This window comes from Petrotoga olearia DSM 13574 (assembly GCF_002895525.1).
GTDB classification, from domain to species: domain Bacteria; phylum Thermotogota; class Thermotogae; order Petrotogales; family Petrotogaceae; genus Petrotoga; species Petrotoga olearia.
In genome coordinates this window covers 167,155-186,001 of record NZ_AZRL01000004.1, presented here as the reverse complement: position 1 = coordinate 186,001, position 18,847 = coordinate 167,155, and the positions used below count along the sequence as shown (strand labels likewise).

The window sequence follows — 18,847 nt, the reverse complement described above, 5'->3', positions numbered from 1 at the left end:
AAAAGGCCCTTATTAGCTCCTTGCAAGATAAGTTGTGTGCAACAATTCATGAGATTTCTCGCTTAATGGTTCTTCTAGAAATTCTTCGTATAAAGTTTTGATAGCAGGGTTTTCATGAGATTTTCTTATTGGTAAGGATCTGTCAATTTCGTATATCGCCTGCATCCTTTTTAGAATTATTTCATTGTTTGTTGGGATAGGTTGACCACCTCCACCAATACATCCTCCTGGACATGCCATGAATTCAACAAAGTGATACTCTTTTTCACCGTTTTTGATCATTTCTAAAACCTTTCTAGCGTTCCCCAAACCATTCACGACAGCTACTTTTAAATTTATTCCGTTTATTTCTACCGTTGCTTCTTTTATTCCTTCAATACCTCTAACGGCTTCAAAGTCCAATTTTTCTAATTCTTCACCAGTTATTACCTCGTAAGCAGTCCTAAGTGCGGCTTCCATAACACCACCTGTTGCTCCAAAAATAGCGCCGGCACCAGAAGAGATGCCTAAGGGCTCATCGTAGTCCTCCGTTGGGACGTTCAACAAATCTATACCAGCTAGTTTAAACATTTTTGCCAATTCTCGGGTAGTTAATACATAATCGACATCACCCTTCATCTCGGGTCTAACCCGTTCGAATTTCTTAGCGGTGCATGGCATTATAGAAACTACAACCATATCTTCTTTTGAAATTCCTAATTTGTTTGCATAATATGTCTTAGCAATAGCCCCAAACATTTGTTGAGGAGATTTACATGACGAAAGATTATCAATAAAATCGGGATAATTATGTTCTAAGAATTTAACCCAACCAGGACTACAAGAAGTGAATAAAGGAAGTTTCCCATTATTTTTGAATCTTTCAAGGAATTCATTCGCTTCTTCCATTATCGTTAAGTCTGCGGAAAAGTTAGTATCGAATACTTTGTCAAATCCTAACAATCTTAATCCTGCCACCATTTGTCCTGTAGCGATTTTTCCAGGCTCCGCTTCAAATTCTTCTGCTATTGCAACTCTAACAGCAGGGGCCGTTTGAACGATTACAAATTTACTTTCGTCAGAGAGAGCATTCCAAACTTGATCCATTTGATAAACCTCATGTAATGCTCCTGTGGGGCATTCTAAGATACATTGCCCACAATTTGTACAATCTACGTTCCCCATGCCTTTGTCCATGAAAGTTGTGACGTATGTATCAGGCCCTCTGTTTGCAATCGTTAATATGTTAACCGACTGGACTTCTGAGCATTTTCTGACGCATCGGTTACAAACAATACATTTTTGAGGCTCTCTCACAATAGAATAACTGCTTCTATCTTCTGGAAGACCATTATATATCGGAGGGACTCTTATTTCAGTAACACCTATTTCTTCAGCAATCTCTTTTATCTCACAACTGCCCGATTTTGAGCATGTAAGGCAATTTAAGTTGCAGCTTATTCCGTGAGAAGCTATTATCAATTCCATGATAGTTTTTCTTGTTTTTCTTACTCTTTGAGAATGAGTAAAGATTTCCATACCATCGGTAATCTTTGTTACACAAGCTGGTTTTAAGGTTCTTTCACCCTTTATTTCAACTGAGCAAAGTCTACAACTTCCAAAAGGTTCAAGCTTTTCAGAATAACAAAGTGTTGGTATTTTTATGTGAGCATTCTTTGTGGCATCTAAAATACTAATTTCATGGTCAAATTCATATTCTCTGTTGTTTATCTTTACTTTCATACTTCCACCTTCTTTGTGTAAAATTTCTCAAACAGGGAGAGAATGAGGTTCAACGAAGATTCTCCAAATCCACAACGTGCTGCTGAGCTTACCGCATACTGTATATCAGAGATTATTTCTATTTCTTTTGAAGTTGGATATCCTCTTTTATATATATCCGAAACGATTTTGCTTATATTCTTGTTTCCTTCTCTACATGGGAAACACGTTCCACACGTTTCATCTCTAAAAAAGTCAGAGACATTTTTAACGATTTCTAAATAATTTCTTTGTGAAGAAACTACGATCATTCCACCAGATCCGATGTTACTCCCCATTTTTTGAAGATTTTCATAGGTGTAAGGTACATCTAATTCTTCTTCAGTTAATGCTTCGGTGGAAATTCCACCGGGTATAACAAAACCGATTTTTTCTCCTTTAACCCCTCCTGCCAATTCTTGTACGATATCTCTAACTGTTAACTTTCCAAATTCTACTTCGTAAACGCCTGGTTTGTTAACGTCACCACTGATAGAGACTAATTTTGTTCCTCTACTTTTTTCGGTTCCCATTTCTGAATAAGGGTTGTTATCATAGTTCATTATTTCTGCTGCTGCAGCTAATGTTTCAACGTTATTGACAACTGTCGGTTTACCATACAATCCCTCAAAAACTGGTAAGGGAGGTTTTATACGGGATTTTCCTCTGTCTCCTTCAATGGAATTGATTAAAGATGTTTCGTCTCCACATACGTAGGCCCCAGCACCTCTCACTAACTTCAAATCAAACGAGAAATCTGAGTTTAGAATATTTTCTCCCAATATATTTTTTTCATAAAGTTTTTCGATAGCTTTCTTAACGATTTTTATTGCTTCTACGTATTCACCTCTAATGTAGATGTAACCATATTTTGATCCAGTGGCATAACCGCTGATTATTATGCCTTCCAAAACTTTAAAGGGTAGATTTTCCAACAAAAATCTGTCTTTGAAAGTTCCTGGTTCTCCTTCATCCGCATTACATATGATAAACTTGGTGTCATCCTCAATTGAAAGCACCGTTTCCCATTTTATACCTGTAGGAAAACCGGCTCCCCCTCTTCCTCTTAAACCACTTTCTTTTATTTTGTTGATAACTTGTTGGGGTTCCATATTCAAAGCATTTTTTAAGCCTGGGAAATCGTACTCTTCCAAACTTTTACCCAAGTCCTTTTTTAGAAAGATTTTTTCCATATATTTAACCTCCTATTCCAGTGAATCGAGTATTTGAAGAGCCTTTGTAACCGTTAGATGGGTGTAATAAGTATCATTAACCATCATTACAGGTCCTTCATCGCAATGTCCTAAACATTCAACTACCTCTAATGTGAATTTTTTGTCTTTTGTGGTTTCATTTTCTCCAACTTTGAGATAATCTTTTAGGGCTTTAACTAGTGCTGCGGACTCGTTTAATCTACATGAGACACTGTCACAAACACGTACGATGTATTTCCCAGTTGGTTCAAGATGGAGCATAGAATAAAAACTGATCACTCCGTACAACTGAGCTTTGGGGATGTCTCTTTTTTGTGAGATTCTCAAGATATCCTCTTCAGAGATGAACCCGTATGTTTCTTGAATATCGTGAAGTTCTTCCAAAAGTTCTTTTTCATAATACTTTTCCATTCCTTCGCCTCCTTTTATTTTTGAGATTGGAAACTTCTAATTTTGAAATGCAAAAATTTTAATGGTATTTATTAATAGAATCTGAATTGTTAATATTTTCATTAAATTTGAGTAGTTTTTAACAAATTTATGCGAAAAAAGCACTAAAATAATACTATATACACTCTTAAAAAGCTTTCTTTAGCGCCCCTTTGCCCCGCAGCCCGCTCCTAAGGATAAAAGAGTCTTTGCCCTTCGTCCAAAATTATTTTTTGGTTCTTGATTTAGAAATTAAATATGCTCCAATTCCTATCAGCAATATACTTATTACGATTTTGATAAAATTTCTAAAGAAGAATGTAGAAGGAGTTATTATACTTACCAAAATAATTAGCCCAATTACGATAAATAGTAAAGCAAACAAACCTATGACGACTTTTCTGTCTTCGTCTTCTATATTATGTGAAATATGACTATGCTCGTTTTCGGGTGTTTCTTCAAATTGTTCAGAATTATTATTTCCTTGAGGTTGAGGGGGAATTATAAAAATTGCGATTATATACAAAATAACTCCGAATCCCCAAACTAAACTTAATACAATCCACAACAATCTTATGATGACTGGATCTATTTGGAAATATTCACCTAAGCCTCCACAAACACCAGCCAAAATCTTGTTTTCTCTGGAACGATAAAGTTTTCTCAATATTTTCCCCTCCAGTTATGAGTTATTATACTATGCTAGTTTTGTTTTTCAAAAGCCAATTAATAGCGTTTGTACCAAATCTGAGTTGAAGAGAGTCAATTATACCCAAATAATTAAAATTATTAATAAACTGCTCAAGAGTTATTAAAATCTTTTGCATATCAGAAAAAGTGATTTTTTCGCAATCAAAAGCATTTAATAATTCGTCCATATCGAGTATTTTGTATTTTAAGTTGTTATAAACTAGAAGATCTAATTCTTGATCTTGAAATTCAATATTTCCGCTGCTGACATTGTATTTACCAAAATCTATATAAACGAGATATTTAGACATTTCACCTTTCTCATCATGATAATAGGTTAGCATAACGTTGTCACTGGGGTATAGTATGCGTTTTATGAAATCAACGGAGTTATGAGAAGATAAAATCTTCCATTTTCTTTTTATTCCGTACAGATTATTTTCAAATACCTTTATTTCATCTACTTGAATTTTTTCATCAACGGCATGAGTTTTTATTGTTTCGATTTTGTTTTTTAAATCGAAATTGTAGTATTTTATAACTACCACCTCTAAAGTGTGGAAAGGGTTTAACTTAATTTGTGAATAAATAAACCACTCCTCAATTTTGGTTCAAACCAAGTGGATTTAGGCGGCATTATCTTGTTCATGTCAGCAACTTTTAGGAGTTGGTCTATTTGGGTAGGATACATAGAAAATCCAACTTTCCAATCTTTTGTGTCTACCCACTTTTCGATTTCTTTTACGCCTCTAATACCACCAAGGAAATATATTCTTGGATCGCTTCTAGGATCTTTTATAGAAAGTATGGGATCCAGTAGGTATTTTTGTAATATTTGTACATCAAGGTTTTCAACAGGATCTTCACTTTCTTTACCTTTAAATGTGAGTTTGTACCACTTTTTTTGAAGATACATACCAAAGAAGTGAGGGGAATCAGGAGAATAAGGTGAGAATGGGGCTTCTTCTACTTCAAAATAGGAACCGATCTTTTTCAAAAATTCTTCTTCTTTTAAACCGTTTAGATCTTTAACTATTCTATTGTATGGGAGTACCCTGAGTTCGTTGTGTGGAAAAATGACTGCCATAAAATAATTGTAGGGTTTATCCAAAGAGTAATTCGTGTCTTTTTCTTTCATTATTTTTTGAGCTCTGGAAGCTGCGGCAGCTCTATGGTGTCCATCTACAATGTAAAGATATTCGATACTGCTAAAAGCTTTTTCTATTCGTTCCTTTTCGGCTTCCTCTTGGATTTTCCAAAGTTCATGTTTCACATTGTTTTCATCGCAAAAGGAATAAAGAATCTCTTTGTTTTTTATGAGCTTGTCAATAATTGTTTTTAAATCTTCCTGGGCTTTGTGGGTTAAGAATACAGGTCCAGTTTGTGCATTTAGATTTAATATGTGATTTGTCCTATCGTCTTCTTTGTCTCTTCTTGTTAATTCATGTTTTTTTATAATCCCTTTATCGTACTCATCCACACTCACAACTGCAAAAAAACCTGTTTGAGAAACCCCTTTGCAGGTTTCACGATAAATATAAAAAGATGGATCGGGATCAGTGATTAATACTCCTTTTTTGATAAAAGATTTGAGATTTTCGTTGGCTTTTTTGTAAATAGCCTCTTTAGAATCTTCTTCAGCCTCTACTTCGGACCTTGTTACTCTCAAGAAAGAATTGGGATTTCTAGAGATTATTTCCTTAACTTCATCCTCCTCAAGCACGTCGTAGGGTGGGCAAGAGAAACACTGTTCTATCCCTTTATGTGGTCTTAAAGCTTTAAAAGGTTTTACTGTAGCCAACACTATCTCCTCCTGTTTTTAATTAATTGATGAAAATATTGTTCTTGAACTTCGAACATCTTTTTTGCATCTTCTTCAGAGCTTTCATGATCGTAGCCAACTATATGTAATAAGCCATGAATAAGTATATAATAGAATTCTTCTTCAAAGGAATTACCAAAATCAGGTGCTTGTTTTTCTATACTTTCAACAGATATAACAATATCTCCAAGGACAGGTTCATTTAAACCATATGAAAAGGATAAAACATCTGTCGGTGTACTTTTGCCTCTATATTTATTGTATTCGCTTATACTTTTATCATCGGTGATTAATATGTTTAGTTCAAAATTTCCTTCACCAACCTCGTTTAGGAGAAGTTCTTTGGCGATATCTTTGATTTTTTTAGTGTCTATCTCCCTTAAATCTTGTTGGTTTATAACGTTTATTTTCAAAAGCTTTCTCCCTCTAATCTCTAAGTTCTTTTGCCTCTACTTTGGGGTAGGATATCCTTTTATGGTTCATTTCCATTATTGTCCTAACAATACGGCCTTTTATTTTTTTAATTTCTTTAAGTGTTAATCCACAATCATCTAATTGTCCTTCAAAAAAAAGAGAATTGATCAAATTATCAAGCTTTTCATTAAGATCTACAGCGTTTAAATCTTGCATACTTCTTACCATGGCTTCGGTTACATCACATATCATCAGTATGGCAGCTTCCTTAAATTTAGGAATGGGTCCAGGGTATCTGAACATGTTTGTATCTTTTATTCCTGTTTGATTATAATATTCGCTGTAAAAGAATTGCTTAACCCTTGTACCATGATGCTGAGCTATCATATCTTCTATTAGTATGGGCAAACGGTGTTTTTTTGCCAATTCGATCCCATAGCTAACATGGTTGTTTAATATCAAAGAACTTAATTTGGCACTTATATCTGAATGAGGGTTTTTATTCTTTTGATTTTCTGTGAAAAACTGAGGTCTCCACACCTTCCCTATATCGTGGAAATAAGAGCCTACCCTAGCTAACACCGTATTTCCGTTGATAATTTCGGAGGAACTTTCGGCTAAGTTAGATATGATCATGCTGTGATAGTATGTCCCAGGTGCTTTCAAAGAAAGATTTTTTAGCAAAGGATTACTTAAATTACCCAGTTCCAATAAACCAATTTCTGAATATACTCTAGTTAAGTATTCAAAGAATGGTAAAATACCCATGGTTACCAACATGCTTAAAAAATTACTTTCAATTATTATTAGATAGTCTAAAGGAGTATAGTATAAGTTAATTACATAAGCAACGATAATTTGTGTTAAACTAGCCCAAAAAAATGGAAGTATTATCTCTATTCTTCTTTTGATTTTTCTGGAGGAAAGTGCGACAACCGCTGCCGGTAAAAATAAGAAAATCGTAAATTTCAAATCAAATCCGAATAAAATACCAAAGAAAGCAGAAAATATGAGGCCTGAAATTAAGCCAGTAGAGTAATCTATTAGTAAGGTTATTATCAAAGTACTCAATATTATAGATATTGCAAATATATTCACATATTTATAAACGAAAAGATTCAGTATTATATTGAAAAAGAGCGGCGTTAAAAAAGCCGCCCAGTAATTTTTAGGATGAAGTTGAAACATTTTGTTCCTAGATAAAAAAAATTCTGCGATAAATATCCAAAATACAAGAAAAACTAGGTTAAAACTTAATTGAAAATTCAATGAAATTCTGTTGAAAATGAGCCATTCAGTGAATAAGGCTAAAAATATAAAAAGAATCATCCTAATTATAAAACCCTTATTTTTAGAAAAAACTAGATTTGCTTTTTGAAAAAGACTTTTACTGGTTCTCTTATTATTTTCTGTACTTTTGTTCTTCATACAGCGGAAAACACTTCCTTATTTATACAGAGTTTTCATAATCTTCGTAGGCTTTTATAATCTCTTTTACTAAAGGATTTCTTACCACATCGTTATTTGAAAGTTCAATGAATTTTATCCCAGAAATGTTTCCATTCAAAACCTTTCTAACCGATAGTAACCCTGAATCTTTCTTTTTTTCTAAATCTATTTGGGTTACATCTCCAGTAATGACCGCTTTAGTGTTGAATCCTATCCTTGTTAAAAACATTTTCATTTGTTGATAAGTTGTATTTTGAGCTTCATCTAAAATAATATAAGAATTGTTTAATGTTCTACCTCTCATGTAAGCTAACGGTAGTATTTCTATGATACCTTTTTCTCTGTATGAAATCAGTTTGTCAGTATCCATAAAATCAAGCAATGCATCATACAAGGGCCTTAAATAAGGGTCAATCTTTTCATAAAAGCTACCAGGTAAAAAACCTAGTTTTTCTCCTGCTTCAACTGCAGGTCTAGTTAGTATTATCCTTTGAACTTTACCAGATCTTAAATAATCTACCGCCATAGCAACTGCAAGATATGTTTTGCCAGTTCCGGCTGGTCCTATACTAAAAACAATATCATTATTTTTTAAGTAGTCAATGTAATTTGCTTGGCCTTCAGTTTTTGCAAATATCTGAGTACCCACAATGCGGGTATTGATCACATCTTTCATCGATTTTTTCTTTTCTTCAGTCTTAGAAACATTCCCGTTGGTTTTATACCTAGAAACCACGTATTGGAATTCATCCCAATCGATTAAATGTCCTTCATCTAAAATTTCTAAAAGTTCTGTGAATATCTTTGATGTTTTATTGACCGAGTCATCGTCTTTTCCTTCGATGAAAATTTTTCTGTTTTTGTAATGTATATCTACGTTCATCTCTTTTTTTATGTATTTTGTCCGGCTATCATAAGCCCCAAAAATTTCAATCGGTTCCACATTGTCGGGTATAGAGATAGAATATCTCAGAATAGATTATCCCTCCTCTTTGATTTTTTTACAAAATAAGGTATACTTTTATCACTTAGATTATACCACAATTTAAGTAAAATAAGAATCATGGTAAAAACAACTGTTCAAAGGGGTTAAAAGCATGTGGTATCCGGGGCATATAGAAAAAACCAAATCTTTGATAAAAAAGCATTTAAAACTTGTCAACGCGGTAGTAGAAATTCTCGATTCAAGGGCTCCCTACGTCAGCAGGGCATATGAAGAAGACCAACTTTTTAGGAACAAAAAAAGAATAATTATTCTGAATAAAAAAGACCTTTGCGACATGAAAAAAACTAAGTTATGGGAAAAGTTTTATAAAGAGAAAGGTGAGGATGTTTTTTCACTAAGTCTCAACGAATTCAATGTGAAAGACTTTTTTTTAAACTACATTTATCCCATCGTCCCTCAAAAGTTCAATGAAAAAACTCTTATGATAGTTGGTATACCAAATGTTGGTAAGTCTACTTTCATAAACCGTTTAAAAGGCAAAAAGTCTGCAGCAGTCGGCAATAAACCTGGAATAACAAGGGGTTTACAGTGGATAACGGTATCCAAAGACTTAAAAATTCTTGATACACCAGGTGTACTATATCCAAAACTTTTCAGAAAAGATCTTGTGAACAAATTAATTCTAATTGGCTCTCTAAAAGCAGAAGATTCGGAAATGGACGAAGCACTCTTCTATCTTTTTGACTTTTTGAAACGAGAGTATACTACTATTTTGGATTCAGTTTTAGAAGAATGGGAACACTGTGAAAATGCAATTGAATTCATTGAAAAATTTTGTATGAAGAGAAATTTTCTAAAAAAAGGTGGGGTTCCAGATTACGAAAGGGGAAGAAATATCTTTCTAAAAGAAATATCCGATGGGAAATATGGGGGGATAACCTATGAGATTCCTTCTGATATTGATTGAAAAAACCGGTGAAAACACCGGTTTTTAGAATTTTTCTATAATTTTGACATAATCTCCGTTGTTGAGCAAAGCTGCATTAGCTTCGTCAATATCAACATGAAATTCTAATGCAAATTTTTCACTAACTCTTACCAAAACATCTTGAAAAACAAGCCTTCTTCCTTCTTTGTCACAATATACTGAAACTAAGTCTTTATCTTTAACGCCATAATGTTCAGCATCCTTTGGGAGCATATGTATGTGCCTTTTGGCAATAATTACACCTTTCTTTAATTCTATTTCACCGACAGGTCCTTTTATTGTAATCCCTGGTGTTCCCTCTATATCTCCTGAGTCTCTAACAGGAGGGTTTACTCCCAGTTTAAAAGAGTCGGTTCTAGAGATTTCGACTTGTGACTCCTTTCTCACCGGCCCTAATATTCTCACTTTTTGGAAAGCTCCCTTTGGTCCTATCAAATCTACACATTCTTCAGATGCGTATTGACCGGGTTGCCCCAATGGTCTTAAAGGAGTTAGTTCATAACCTTTACCAAACAACTTTTCCAGATCCTCTTGTGATAAATGTACATGTCTATTTGATACTCCAACAACGATTCCAGGTTCTTTCAATTGCAAGTGTTAACACCTCCATAAATGATGAAATCCTACTCTCTTTAGAAGTTCGAAAACTCTATAGGCAGCGTCCCTTCGCCCCGCTCCCCACCGCACAATTAGCCCTTATGAAATCTTCTTATTTCATTGATTTTCTTACCACATATCTAAACTCTTTAGGTTTTGAAATTTCTACTATTAAAGGGCCTCTTTTTACAGAAAGCCATCCCGCTCCGGGAAGGGCTATATCATTTCCCTTATCAATCTGTACAATTTCTCTTTCAAACTCTATTTGGTTAAAATCAAAATTTTCATCATAAGGCGGAAATAAAACTTTTCTATTATGAAGTAAATCATTAATTCTTTCTTCTTTTGCCCTATGAGCCGATATTTCTTCTGGAAGAAATACCGTGATTATAGGGGGTAAATTGTTAACCCCATTCTTTAAAACTTTTAACCAGAACAATCCACTTATAAAAAGAACATTTTTTTCTTTCACGGTGAAAGTTTTATTCCTAATCTTTTTAGAAGGAATCATCTTAACCTGAGTATAAATATCAAAAAAATCGCATAACCTGTCTTGGGTGAAAATGCCCGGTGTATCGAACAATTGTAAGTTTGTGTTAGGTAATTTTGCTTTTAAAACCTTTAAAGTAGTTCCGGAATATGCACTTACAGTTATTTCTCCCCCCGCAAGTCTGTTTAAAAAAGATGATTTACCTACATTGGTTACACCTACTACTAAAACCTTTTCTTTCTCTGTTTGTAAAAGCAGTTTTTTTGTTTTTTCGATTCCCATACCTGTTTTAACGCTGACCATTCTTACATGATCATCTTGTATATTTAAACCCATTTCTTTTATTCTCAAAAGTAACCACTTTTTTAAATTTTCGTATGGTGTTCTTTTTGGTAGAAGATCTATTTTATTAACTATTAGAAAAATATTTTTCCTTTTTAATTTTTCAGCAATCTCTTTTCTAAATGTGCCGTCGAAATCTATTACATCGACTACCCACAAAACTGTTTTGAAATCCTTCAAAATCGTGTCAATTTCATGGGAAAAATTGGAATTTATTGTCACAGGCAACAAATAATTATAATGCTTTAACTTAAAGCATCTTTGACAGACTACAGATTCATTATTTTCTACTTTTTCTTTTAGCACACTTTCAGGTATATACCCTGGTTTTTTAGGGTTTTCTGTTTGTATCTCTACACCACAGCCTTCACATTTCATAAGAATTATCGACTCCATTAGAAGAACTTTTTAAGTGGGATGAAATTCGCAATTATTTTCCCATAAAATAGTTTCTAACATTTGAACCTATGTTAAAAAAACCCCAATACTCACTTATTTTTGAGTATTGGGGCAAAAGGTTTTTGTGACTCAATCAACCTCTTTTTTCATAGTTTCGGGTAGAAAGATAAAATTCAGTATCCCTGTCAACATGAAAAGGATTGCAATTCCTATCAATCCAATATTTATGTTGCCTCTTTCAAGAAAATATGAAGTATAAAAAGGTGCTATGAAACCGGAGAACCTAGTTAACGCACCTGATACACCATTAGCCGTTCCTCTCATAGGAGTTGGATAAAGTTCGGGAGTATAAGCATATGTCAACCCCCACTCACCCATGAAAAAAATGGAAACCACTAAACTAAAAATCAACACTAATATATTTGAAGAAACGTTGGCAAATATAACAAAAGAAATTGCCGTTCCTAAAGCAAACAATAAAACACTTTTCCTTCTTCCAATCTTCTCAATAAGATACGCAGCCAATAAATATCCAGGCAACTGTGCTAAAAACATGTAAAACGTGTACCAATCTGTTAAAACAACATCCACGCCCTTTTGGGCTAAAATCCCTTTTACCCAAACAAAAATACCATAATATCCAAAACTCATAGTGAACCATAAGAGAAGAATATTCAGACTTCTAACTAAATACCCTTTTTTAAAAAGGGCATTAATCGTAACTTTTTCTTTCTTAGGTAAAGTAATTTTTTCTTGAATGTTGTAATTAAAAAGTTTTTCAAACTCCTCTTTTTTCTCTCTTATTAACAAGTACTTTGGAGATTCAGGGACGGTAAATAAAAGCAAAAAGGGAATAAATCCAGCCCCCAGAAATATGTAATCCAATCTCCAAGTAAAATTCCTGGCAATAAACATATGGATAATAGCGATGAATATGCTTCCAATTGCCCAGCTACTCTCTAAATAAACTAGGTATTTGCCTCTGATTGAAACATTCAAAAATTCTGTTAAATAAGCGTTTAAAACAGGCATTGAGCCCCCAAAACCAATACCAGATAAAATCCTAAAAATAATGAAAAGAGTTGGAGAACCTATAAAACCACTAAGAATACTGAAAAAACTTCCCATAAACAACAGAAACATTGCAGACTTCTTTCTACCAAAGTAATCTGAGATGATTCCAGCGCTTAAAGTGCCTATAAACATCCCTACAAAAGTGGAACTAGCAATCGTTGAAGCAAAAATGTTGGATAAGTTCCACTCTTGTATAAGCAGAGGAAGAGTAAAAGAGGTTATCATAACATAAGCAGCTACAACAGCCCATCCTAAAGAAGTAATAAGTAGTAAATAATTTCTTTGAGATTGGGAAACTACTTTTTCTATTAAAGAATCAAAAGTCATAACGAATCCTCCTACTATGTTTTGTGTGTACTGCCTTTAAAAACTTTAAAACTTATCTGTATATACAGTATATATTAGAACATATTATATCATCCCCAAATTTACTTGTCAACCAAAAAAATTTGTGATATAATAAATTTGTTGATTGGGGGATCGTCTAATGGCAGGACAGCGGACTCTGACTCCGTTAGTGGAGGTTCGAATCCTCCTCCCCCAGCCAATACGATAAAGGATCCTTCAAAGGGGTCCTTTTTTAGATTCTTAAAATATTGCGCAAAAATTATAAAAGGAGTGATTAGTTTGAGTATGAAAGATACTTTACAACAAGCGATGGACTGGATGAAGGAGTTTTCTAAGACGAATCCAGAACAAATGAAGAGCTTCCAAAAAATGATGAATGCAATCGAAAAAGAAGAAGGTGCTGCTCTTGATAAAAAAACAAAAGCGATAATAGCTGTTGCGCTTTCTATAGCAAATGGCTGTGAATGGTGTATTGCTTATAATGTGAAATCTGCGTTAGAGGCAAGTGCCACGGAAGAAGAAATATTGGAAGCCGCATGGGTTGCAGTTCTGATGGGAGGAAGCCCAGCTTTAATGCATGCGGGTTTAGTTTTGGAAGCACTAAAGGACCTAAAATAATATTGAATCTTTTCAAAGGGGAGAAAACTCCCCTTTTTTGTTATAATATTAAAAAAGAAGAATAGAGGGTAAAATTAGACGGACAGAGGGGTAAATGAAGAAATATTCATTATCCTTTATTGTGAGGAGCGGAGGTCTAAGGGGTCGCAGGTCCCTTCCTTAGAAGGGTGGGGAGCGGGGGAAGGGCGCTATATATAATGTTTTAGAGATTCTAAAGGCAATAAACAATGAAATTAAAAGGGGGGAACCTCAAATGTACGATGTTGTTGTTATTGGATCAGGTCCAGGCGGTTATGTTGCGGCAATAAGGTTATCGCAATTAGGGAAAAAGGTTGCTGTTATTGAGAAAGAAAATCTTGGTGGAACTTGTACCAACAAAGGTTGTATTCCAACAAAAGCAATGTTAACCTCTTCACACCTTTACGAAGAGATTTTAAAAAAATCAAACAAATTAGGCATAAAGGTGGGTGAGGTGACATATGAAATAAACGAAATAATGAAACATATGAAAAAAGTTGTTCTACAATCCAAAAAAGGTATAGAATTTCTATTTAAGAAAAATCATATCGATTTAATACAAGGTACCGCTGAAATAAGCGATAAAAATCATATTAAAGTTGGTGATAAAACCATAGAAACGCAAAACATTATTTTAGCCCACGGTTCTGAACCAGTCATTTTTTCACCTTTTGATAAAATTGAAGGAATTTGGACAAGTGATGATGTATTTGCGATGGATCATATGCCAGAATCGATTTTGATAGTTGGTGGAGGGGTAATCGGTGTAGAATTTGCTACATTTTTTTCAAGTTTAGGTAAAAAAGTTTATGTAGTTGAACTACTTGAACATATACTCCCCAATGATGATAAAGATGTTGCAGAAGAGGCAAAAAAATCTTTGGTTAAAAAAGGCGTGGAAGTCTTTGAAAAACATAAGGTTGTAGATATTCAAAAGGATGAAGATTCATACGTATCAAAAATTGATTTCAACGGTGAAATAAAAGAGATAAAGAGCTCAAAGATTTTACTAGCTGTGGGAAGAAGACCGGTTATAACTCAAGATGTTAAAAATTTAGGTGTAGAGATAGAAAAAGGTGTTAAAACAGATTCCAAAATGAGAACAAACGTTGAAAATGTATATGCAATAGGAGATATAAGGGCCCATATTATGTTGGCTCATGTGGCTATGAACGAAGGTATAGTAGCCGCACATAATATTGCAGGAGAATCTAAAGAAATGGATTACAGTGCTGTGCCAAACATCATTTTCTCTAACCCAGAAATAGCAACTGTTGGGTTAAAAGAAGAAGAAGTTGACTCTGAAAAAGTTATCATTTCAAAATTTCCTGTATCTGCTAACGGAAGAGCGAGAACTATGGAAGAGAGAGATGGTTTTGTAAAGATAATCGCGGATAAAGAGACTAAAAGAGTATTAGGTGTAGCTATTGTCTCTCCAAACGCTACGGATATGATTATGGAAGGAGTTTTGGCTGTTAAGTATGGGATGAGTGTAGAGCAACTTACGGATAGTATACATCCTCATCCAACCTTAACGGAAAGTATCCTTGGTGCAGAAGAAAGCGTGGAAGGATTAGCTATACATATTTAGAATTTTCGAAAAAGATGTTGTTCAAAGAAAAAAGAAGGGACTTTGAAGAAGTATACAAAAGAGTTGCATTGTCTTAAATATAACTATTTTTAATGTTTGCGGCTTTGCATAATCAAAGTTGTGAGGAGCTTTCAAGCTAAAGGAAGTAAAAAAATCCCACCAATTCGGTGGGATTTTAATCATTTTTATATGGGCTTGTTGTTTAGAATTTTTTCGATTTCTTCCATTACACTGTCAGTAAGTTTTTCTTTTATCTGGGAAGCTTTTACATTTTCTTTTACCTGTTCTGGCCTACTTGCACCTGTTATTACAGTACTAACGTTAGGGTTTTTCAATATCCAGGCAAGAGCAAGTTGAGCCATTGTTGCGTCTAAATCGTTAGCTATTTTTGTTAATTTTCTGACCTTTTCGATATTTTCTTGCGACAAAAGTCCACCTTTTTCAAACTCTTCTCGTAAGTTTTTAAATTTTGCAAGTCTGCTGTCTCGGGGGATTCCATCGTTGTATTTTCCGGTTAATACCCCACTGGCCAACGGACTCCATGTGGTTAACCCTAATCCATATTTTTCATAAAGAGGTTTAAATTCTTTTTCAACTTTGTTTCTAACTAACATATTGTATTGAGGTTGTTCCATTGTGGGCGGAATAAGATTTCTTTTATCTGCTACTAGATAAGCTTCTTCCAATTGCTCCGCACTCCATTCTGAGGTTCCCCAATAAAGAGCTAAACCATTTCTTATTATATAATCCATTGCAAATACTGTTTCTTCAATGGGGGTGGTAGGATCTGGTCTATGGCAAAATATAAGGTCAACATAATCAACTTGTAACCTTTTTAGAGAGTTCCAAGTTCCTTCTAAAAGATGCTTCCTTGATACCCCTCTATCATTTGGGCCTTTTCCACCCCAAAATATTTTTGTCGAAATTACAAGGTCTTCTCTTCTATACTCTTTTAGCGCCATTCCCATTAGAGATTCAGAAAGCCCGTTAGCGTAGGCTTCTGCGTTGTCAAAAAAGTTAACGCCGTTTTCATAAGCGGTACGCAAACACGATTTAACCCCTTCTGTATCTAGTTGGTTTCCAAAAGTTAACCAAGATCCGAATGAAATCTCACTTACTTTTATACCCGCCTTACCTAAATTGTTATATTGCATAATCTGCCTCCTCTTTCTTTAAGTGTACCAAATACCATTATACCATATATTATCTTTAATTTTTCGTTTTCGCATTCGAACTTATTAAAAAGAATAAATATTTCTAGCAACTTTTTATTTGCTTTTGTTTGCTGTTTTGTATTATAATTATTCTCAAGATAATTAAAAATAAGGGGGAAAAAATTTCATGTCATTCAAAAGCATCAGAGGAAGGATAACTTTAATTATCGTTGTAATTTTTGTTTTATTTGGGGCAGCAATCTCTTTCAATATTTTTTCTCTGGTAAGGTCCAACGATGGTTTGGGTAGTTATAGGGATTTATCTGTGGTAACGAATCAAATCTCTGAAATAGAAAACGACTTTTTTGAAGCTGCTTTAGCCTTCAAAGATTATGTGATTAACTACGGTGAGCAAACAAAAGAAACTTTTACTCAAAATATCAACGCGGTTCAAAGTTTCTTTACAGGTGAAACTACCGATTCAACACTTGTACAAAACATAATCACAAAGATAGAGGACTATGAAAATAATTTTAATCAAATTGTTCAATTGAACGAAGAAAAGAATAGACTCGCAAGTCAGGATTTTAAAGATATATCAAATGAATTACGCCAACTTATTACCGATTTTAAAACCTTAGCCCAAGAAAATAACGTTTCAACCCTCGTTTTTTATGCGGATAGTTCAATGAATATATTGGATAATATAGATAATTTAGCTTCCATGTATTTTTCATCCAAATCTCTTGGTGATAAAAACAATGTTTTAAACGCTTTTAATGAATTGGATTCTCAACTTTTGATTATGCAATATGGTCTAACCTCAGACGAATTAACTGAAATGTTCAACAAGACGAAAGATATGGCTGAACAATACAGAAACATCTTCAACCAAATAGTCACAGTGATAGAATCCCAAGAGCCCATAATCGAGCAGATGGAACAAGCAAGGGTAGAGATATTGAAATTATTAGAAGAACAAAGAATGGAATTAGAGGTTCAAGAGGACACATTAGGTCCATCTCTCATAGAAGAAAACAACAGGGCAATAATGTTGACAATTATCTTAACCATAGTCGCCTTTGTAGTATCGATAATAATGGTTATCTATCTAATAAGAAGTATAACGAAACCACTGTTAGAGTTCAAAAACAAGATAAACCAATTCAAAGAAGGAGACCTAACGGTAAACTTTGAAAGTAAAAGCAAAGACGAAATAGGTCAGATGGCTAATGCTCTATCGGAAATGAGTAAAGAACTGAGAAGATCCGTGGGATCAATAAAACAGGCATCGGACAAAGTAGAAAAGGCATCAGAAAGTCTAACGCGCTCATCACAAGAAAGCAGGAAGAACTCAGAAGAACTCAAAAACCAGATGGACAAGATACAAACAAGTACAGAAGAAACGGCAGGAAACGTAGAAGAAGTAACCTCAGGGGTAGACGAAGTAGCAAGGGCGGCACAAGGAGTATCCCAAGACGCACAAAGGCTAAGTGAAGAAGCAGATGAAACAAGTAAAGCTGCAGAAGAAGGAAGCAAAACGATAGAAAGTATAAGTCAAGCTGTGAAAGAAGCGGTAGAAAGGACAAAAGAAAGTCAAAAAGAAGTAGAAACACTCGCAAGCAATGCCAAGAACGTACAAAGTATAGTAGAAACGATAAACTCGATAACGGAACAAACGAACCTGCTGGCACTAAACGCAGCGATAGAAGCTGCAAGGGCAGGAGAAGCAGGAAGAGGATTTGCAGTAGTAGCGGATGAGATAAGGAAGTTAGCAGAAGAATCAAGAAATGCAACGGATGAAATATCCCAGATACTAACCAACATAACGCAAGGAACGAACAAAGTAAACGAATCGACGAACAAGGTAGTAGGAACGATAGGAGAAATAAACGAAAAGATGGTAAATGTACAACAAAGTTTCAACAGGATAAAAGAAAGGATAGAAAGGATGGACCAAGGGATAGAAAACATGACTGCAAGTGCAGAAGAACAAAGTGCAAGTGCGCAAGAGATGAGCACAGCGATGGACAGGGTAGCGAAAGCGGTAACACAGATAAGTGAACAACTAGAAAGATCAAGAAGTGTAATAGACGAACAAGTAAACCAAGCTGTAGGAATAAACGAAGAAGCAAAAGAGTTGAGTGAATTAGCCACAGAGTTAAAAGGGTTGGTTGAAAGTTTTAAAATATAAAATTTTGCTGAGTTGTGCAAAAAGATTTTTGCTGCTTTATGCAAAAGTGTTCTTTATAAGGCCTTAGAAATAATTTCCATATTCTCATTTGCACAGCTTTTGATGTTTTATGCAAAAAGCTTTTTGCTGATTTGTGCAAAATGGTTTTTCATGGTGCTTGTGAAACAATTTCCATATTCTCATTTGTGAAACAAATGATGTGTTGCTTTAGAAGTAACATTCTAATTCTCATTTGCGTAGCAAATGCGTTCGGGGATCTTAAGGGGTTTACCTTTTGCTGGGTTGTGCAAAAAGATTTTTGCTGCTTTATGCAAAAGTGTTCTTTATAAT

17 protein-coding genes and 1 tRNA gene are annotated in these 18,847 nt (G+C 34.4%); 5 read left to right on the top strand and 13 right to left on the bottom strand.

Features of this window, described 5'->3' with window-relative positions; all coding sequences use genetic code 11:
* Positions 1-12: 12 nt before the first annotated feature.
* From X929_RS02705 to X929_RS02665, 9 genes are all read right to left on the bottom strand, one after another.
* On the bottom strand, positions 13-1,722 hold the full coding sequence (locus tag X929_RS02705) for an NADH-dependent [FeFe] hydrogenase, group A6 (RefSeq protein WP_103066498.1): 1,710 nt from the start codon (positions 1,720-1,722) through the stop codon (positions 13-15).
* Positions 1,719-2,933, bottom strand: coding sequence for a complex I 51 kDa subunit family protein (locus X929_RS02700; RefSeq protein ID WP_103066497.1), 1,215 nt, complete (start codon positions 2,931-2,933; stop codon positions 1,719-1,721). Before X929_RS02700 ends, X929_RS02705 begins: the two co-directional genes overlap by 4 nt.
* Before the next feature lie 12 nt (positions 2,934-2,945).
* Positions 2,946-3,365, bottom strand: coding sequence for an NADH-quinone oxidoreductase subunit NuoE family protein (locus X929_RS02695; protein WP_103066496.1), 420 nt, complete (start codon positions 3,363-3,365; stop codon positions 2,946-2,948).
* Positions 3,366-3,609: 244 nt separating this feature from the next.
* Entirely contained in the window at positions 3,610-4,050 is a 441-nt protein-coding gene (locus X929_RS02690) for a PspC domain-containing protein (RefSeq protein ID WP_169924918.1), read from the bottom strand.
* Positions 4,051-4,075: 25 nt separating this feature from the next.
* On the bottom strand, positions 4,076-4,621 hold the full coding sequence (locus X929_RS02685; protein ID WP_103066494.1) for a DUF402 domain-containing protein: 546 nt from the start codon (positions 4,619-4,621) through the stop codon (positions 4,076-4,078).
* Between the two features lie 20 nt (positions 4,622-4,641).
* Positions 4,642-5,874, bottom strand: coding sequence for a DUF1015 domain-containing protein (locus tag X929_RS02680; protein WP_103066493.1), 1,233 nt, complete (start codon positions 5,872-5,874; stop codon positions 4,642-4,644).
* Positions 5,875-5,876: 2 nt separating this feature from the next.
* Positions 5,877-6,308: an rRNA maturation RNase YbeY gene (gene ybeY, locus X929_RS02675; protein ID WP_103066492.1), complete on the bottom strand. Its 432-nt coding sequence runs from the start codon at positions 6,306-6,308 to the stop codon at positions 5,877-5,879.
* A 13-nt stretch (positions 6,309-6,321) separates the two neighbouring features.
* Positions 6,322-7,737 (bottom strand): HDIG domain-containing metalloprotein, encoded by a 1,416-nt coding sequence (locus X929_RS02670; protein ID WP_103066491.1) that lies wholly within the window; start codon positions 7,735-7,737, stop codon positions 6,322-6,324.
* A gap of 22 nt (positions 7,738-7,759) precedes the next feature.
* Positions 7,760-8,731 (bottom strand): PhoH family protein, encoded by a 972-nt coding sequence (locus tag X929_RS02665; protein ID WP_169924931.1) that lies wholly within the window; start codon positions 8,729-8,731, stop codon positions 7,760-7,762.
* Between the two features lie 124 nt (positions 8,732-8,855).
* On the opposite strand from X929_RS02665, the gene ylqF reads away from it, so the two are divergent.
* Positions 8,856-9,671, top strand: coding sequence for a ribosome biogenesis GTPase YlqF (gene ylqF, locus X929_RS02660; protein WP_103066490.1), 816 nt, complete (start codon positions 8,856-8,858; stop codon positions 9,669-9,671).
* Positions 9,672-9,695: 24 nt separating this feature from the next.
* Here ylqF and pduL read toward each other — a convergent pair whose 3' ends face one another.
* The 3 genes from pduL to X929_RS02645 form a co-directional block, all read right to left on the bottom strand.
* Entirely contained in the window at positions 9,696-10,286 is a 591-nt protein-coding gene (gene pduL / locus X929_RS02655; protein WP_103066489.1) for a phosphate propanoyltransferase, read from the bottom strand.
* 115 nt (positions 10,287-10,401) lie between these two features.
* Positions 10,402-11,517 (bottom strand): ribosome biogenesis GTPase YqeH, encoded by a 1,116-nt coding sequence (yqeH, locus tag X929_RS02650; RefSeq protein ID WP_245858633.1) that lies wholly within the window; start codon positions 11,515-11,517, stop codon positions 10,402-10,404.
* A 132-nt stretch (positions 11,518-11,649) separates the two neighbouring features.
* Positions 11,650-12,921 (bottom strand): MFS transporter, encoded by a 1,272-nt coding sequence (locus tag X929_RS02645; RefSeq protein WP_103066487.1) that lies wholly within the window; start codon positions 12,919-12,921, stop codon positions 11,650-11,652.
* A gap of 146 nt (positions 12,922-13,067) precedes the next feature.
* Here X929_RS02645 and X929_RS02640 point away from each other — a divergent pair.
* The 3 genes from X929_RS02640 to lpdA all read left to right on the top strand — a co-directional run bounded on the left by X929_RS02640 (position 13,068) and on the right by lpdA (position 15,169).
* Positions 13,068-13,141 (top strand) — tRNA-Gln (locus tag X929_RS02640).
* An 86-nt stretch (positions 13,142-13,227) separates the two neighbouring features.
* Positions 13,228-13,560 carry a carboxymuconolactone decarboxylase family protein gene (locus tag X929_RS02635; protein WP_103066562.1) on the top strand — a complete coding sequence of 111 codons (333 nt, stop codon included), beginning with the start codon at positions 13,228-13,230 and terminating at the stop codon, positions 13,558-13,560.
* Positions 13,561-13,813: 253 nt separating this feature from the next.
* Complete coding sequence (gene lpdA, locus X929_RS02630) at positions 13,814-15,169, top strand: dihydrolipoyl dehydrogenase (protein WP_103066486.1); 1,356 nt, start codon at positions 13,814-13,816, stop codon at positions 15,167-15,169.
* A gap of 185 nt (positions 15,170-15,354) precedes the next feature.
* Here lpdA and X929_RS02625 read toward each other — a convergent pair whose 3' ends face one another.
* Positions 15,355-16,323 (bottom strand): potassium channel beta subunit family protein, encoded by a 969-nt coding sequence (locus X929_RS02625; RefSeq protein ID WP_103066485.1) that lies wholly within the window; start codon positions 16,321-16,323, stop codon positions 15,355-15,357.
* A 187-nt stretch (positions 16,324-16,510) separates the two neighbouring features.
* Here X929_RS02625 and X929_RS02620 point away from each other — a divergent pair, with 187 nt between their 5' ends.
* The gene (locus X929_RS02620) at positions 16,511-18,517 is read left to right on the top strand and encodes a methyl-accepting chemotaxis protein (RefSeq protein WP_103066484.1); all 2,007 of its coding nucleotides are present in this window, start codon (positions 16,511-16,513) and stop codon (positions 18,515-18,517) included.
* Positions 18,518-18,847 lie beyond the last annotated feature (330 nt).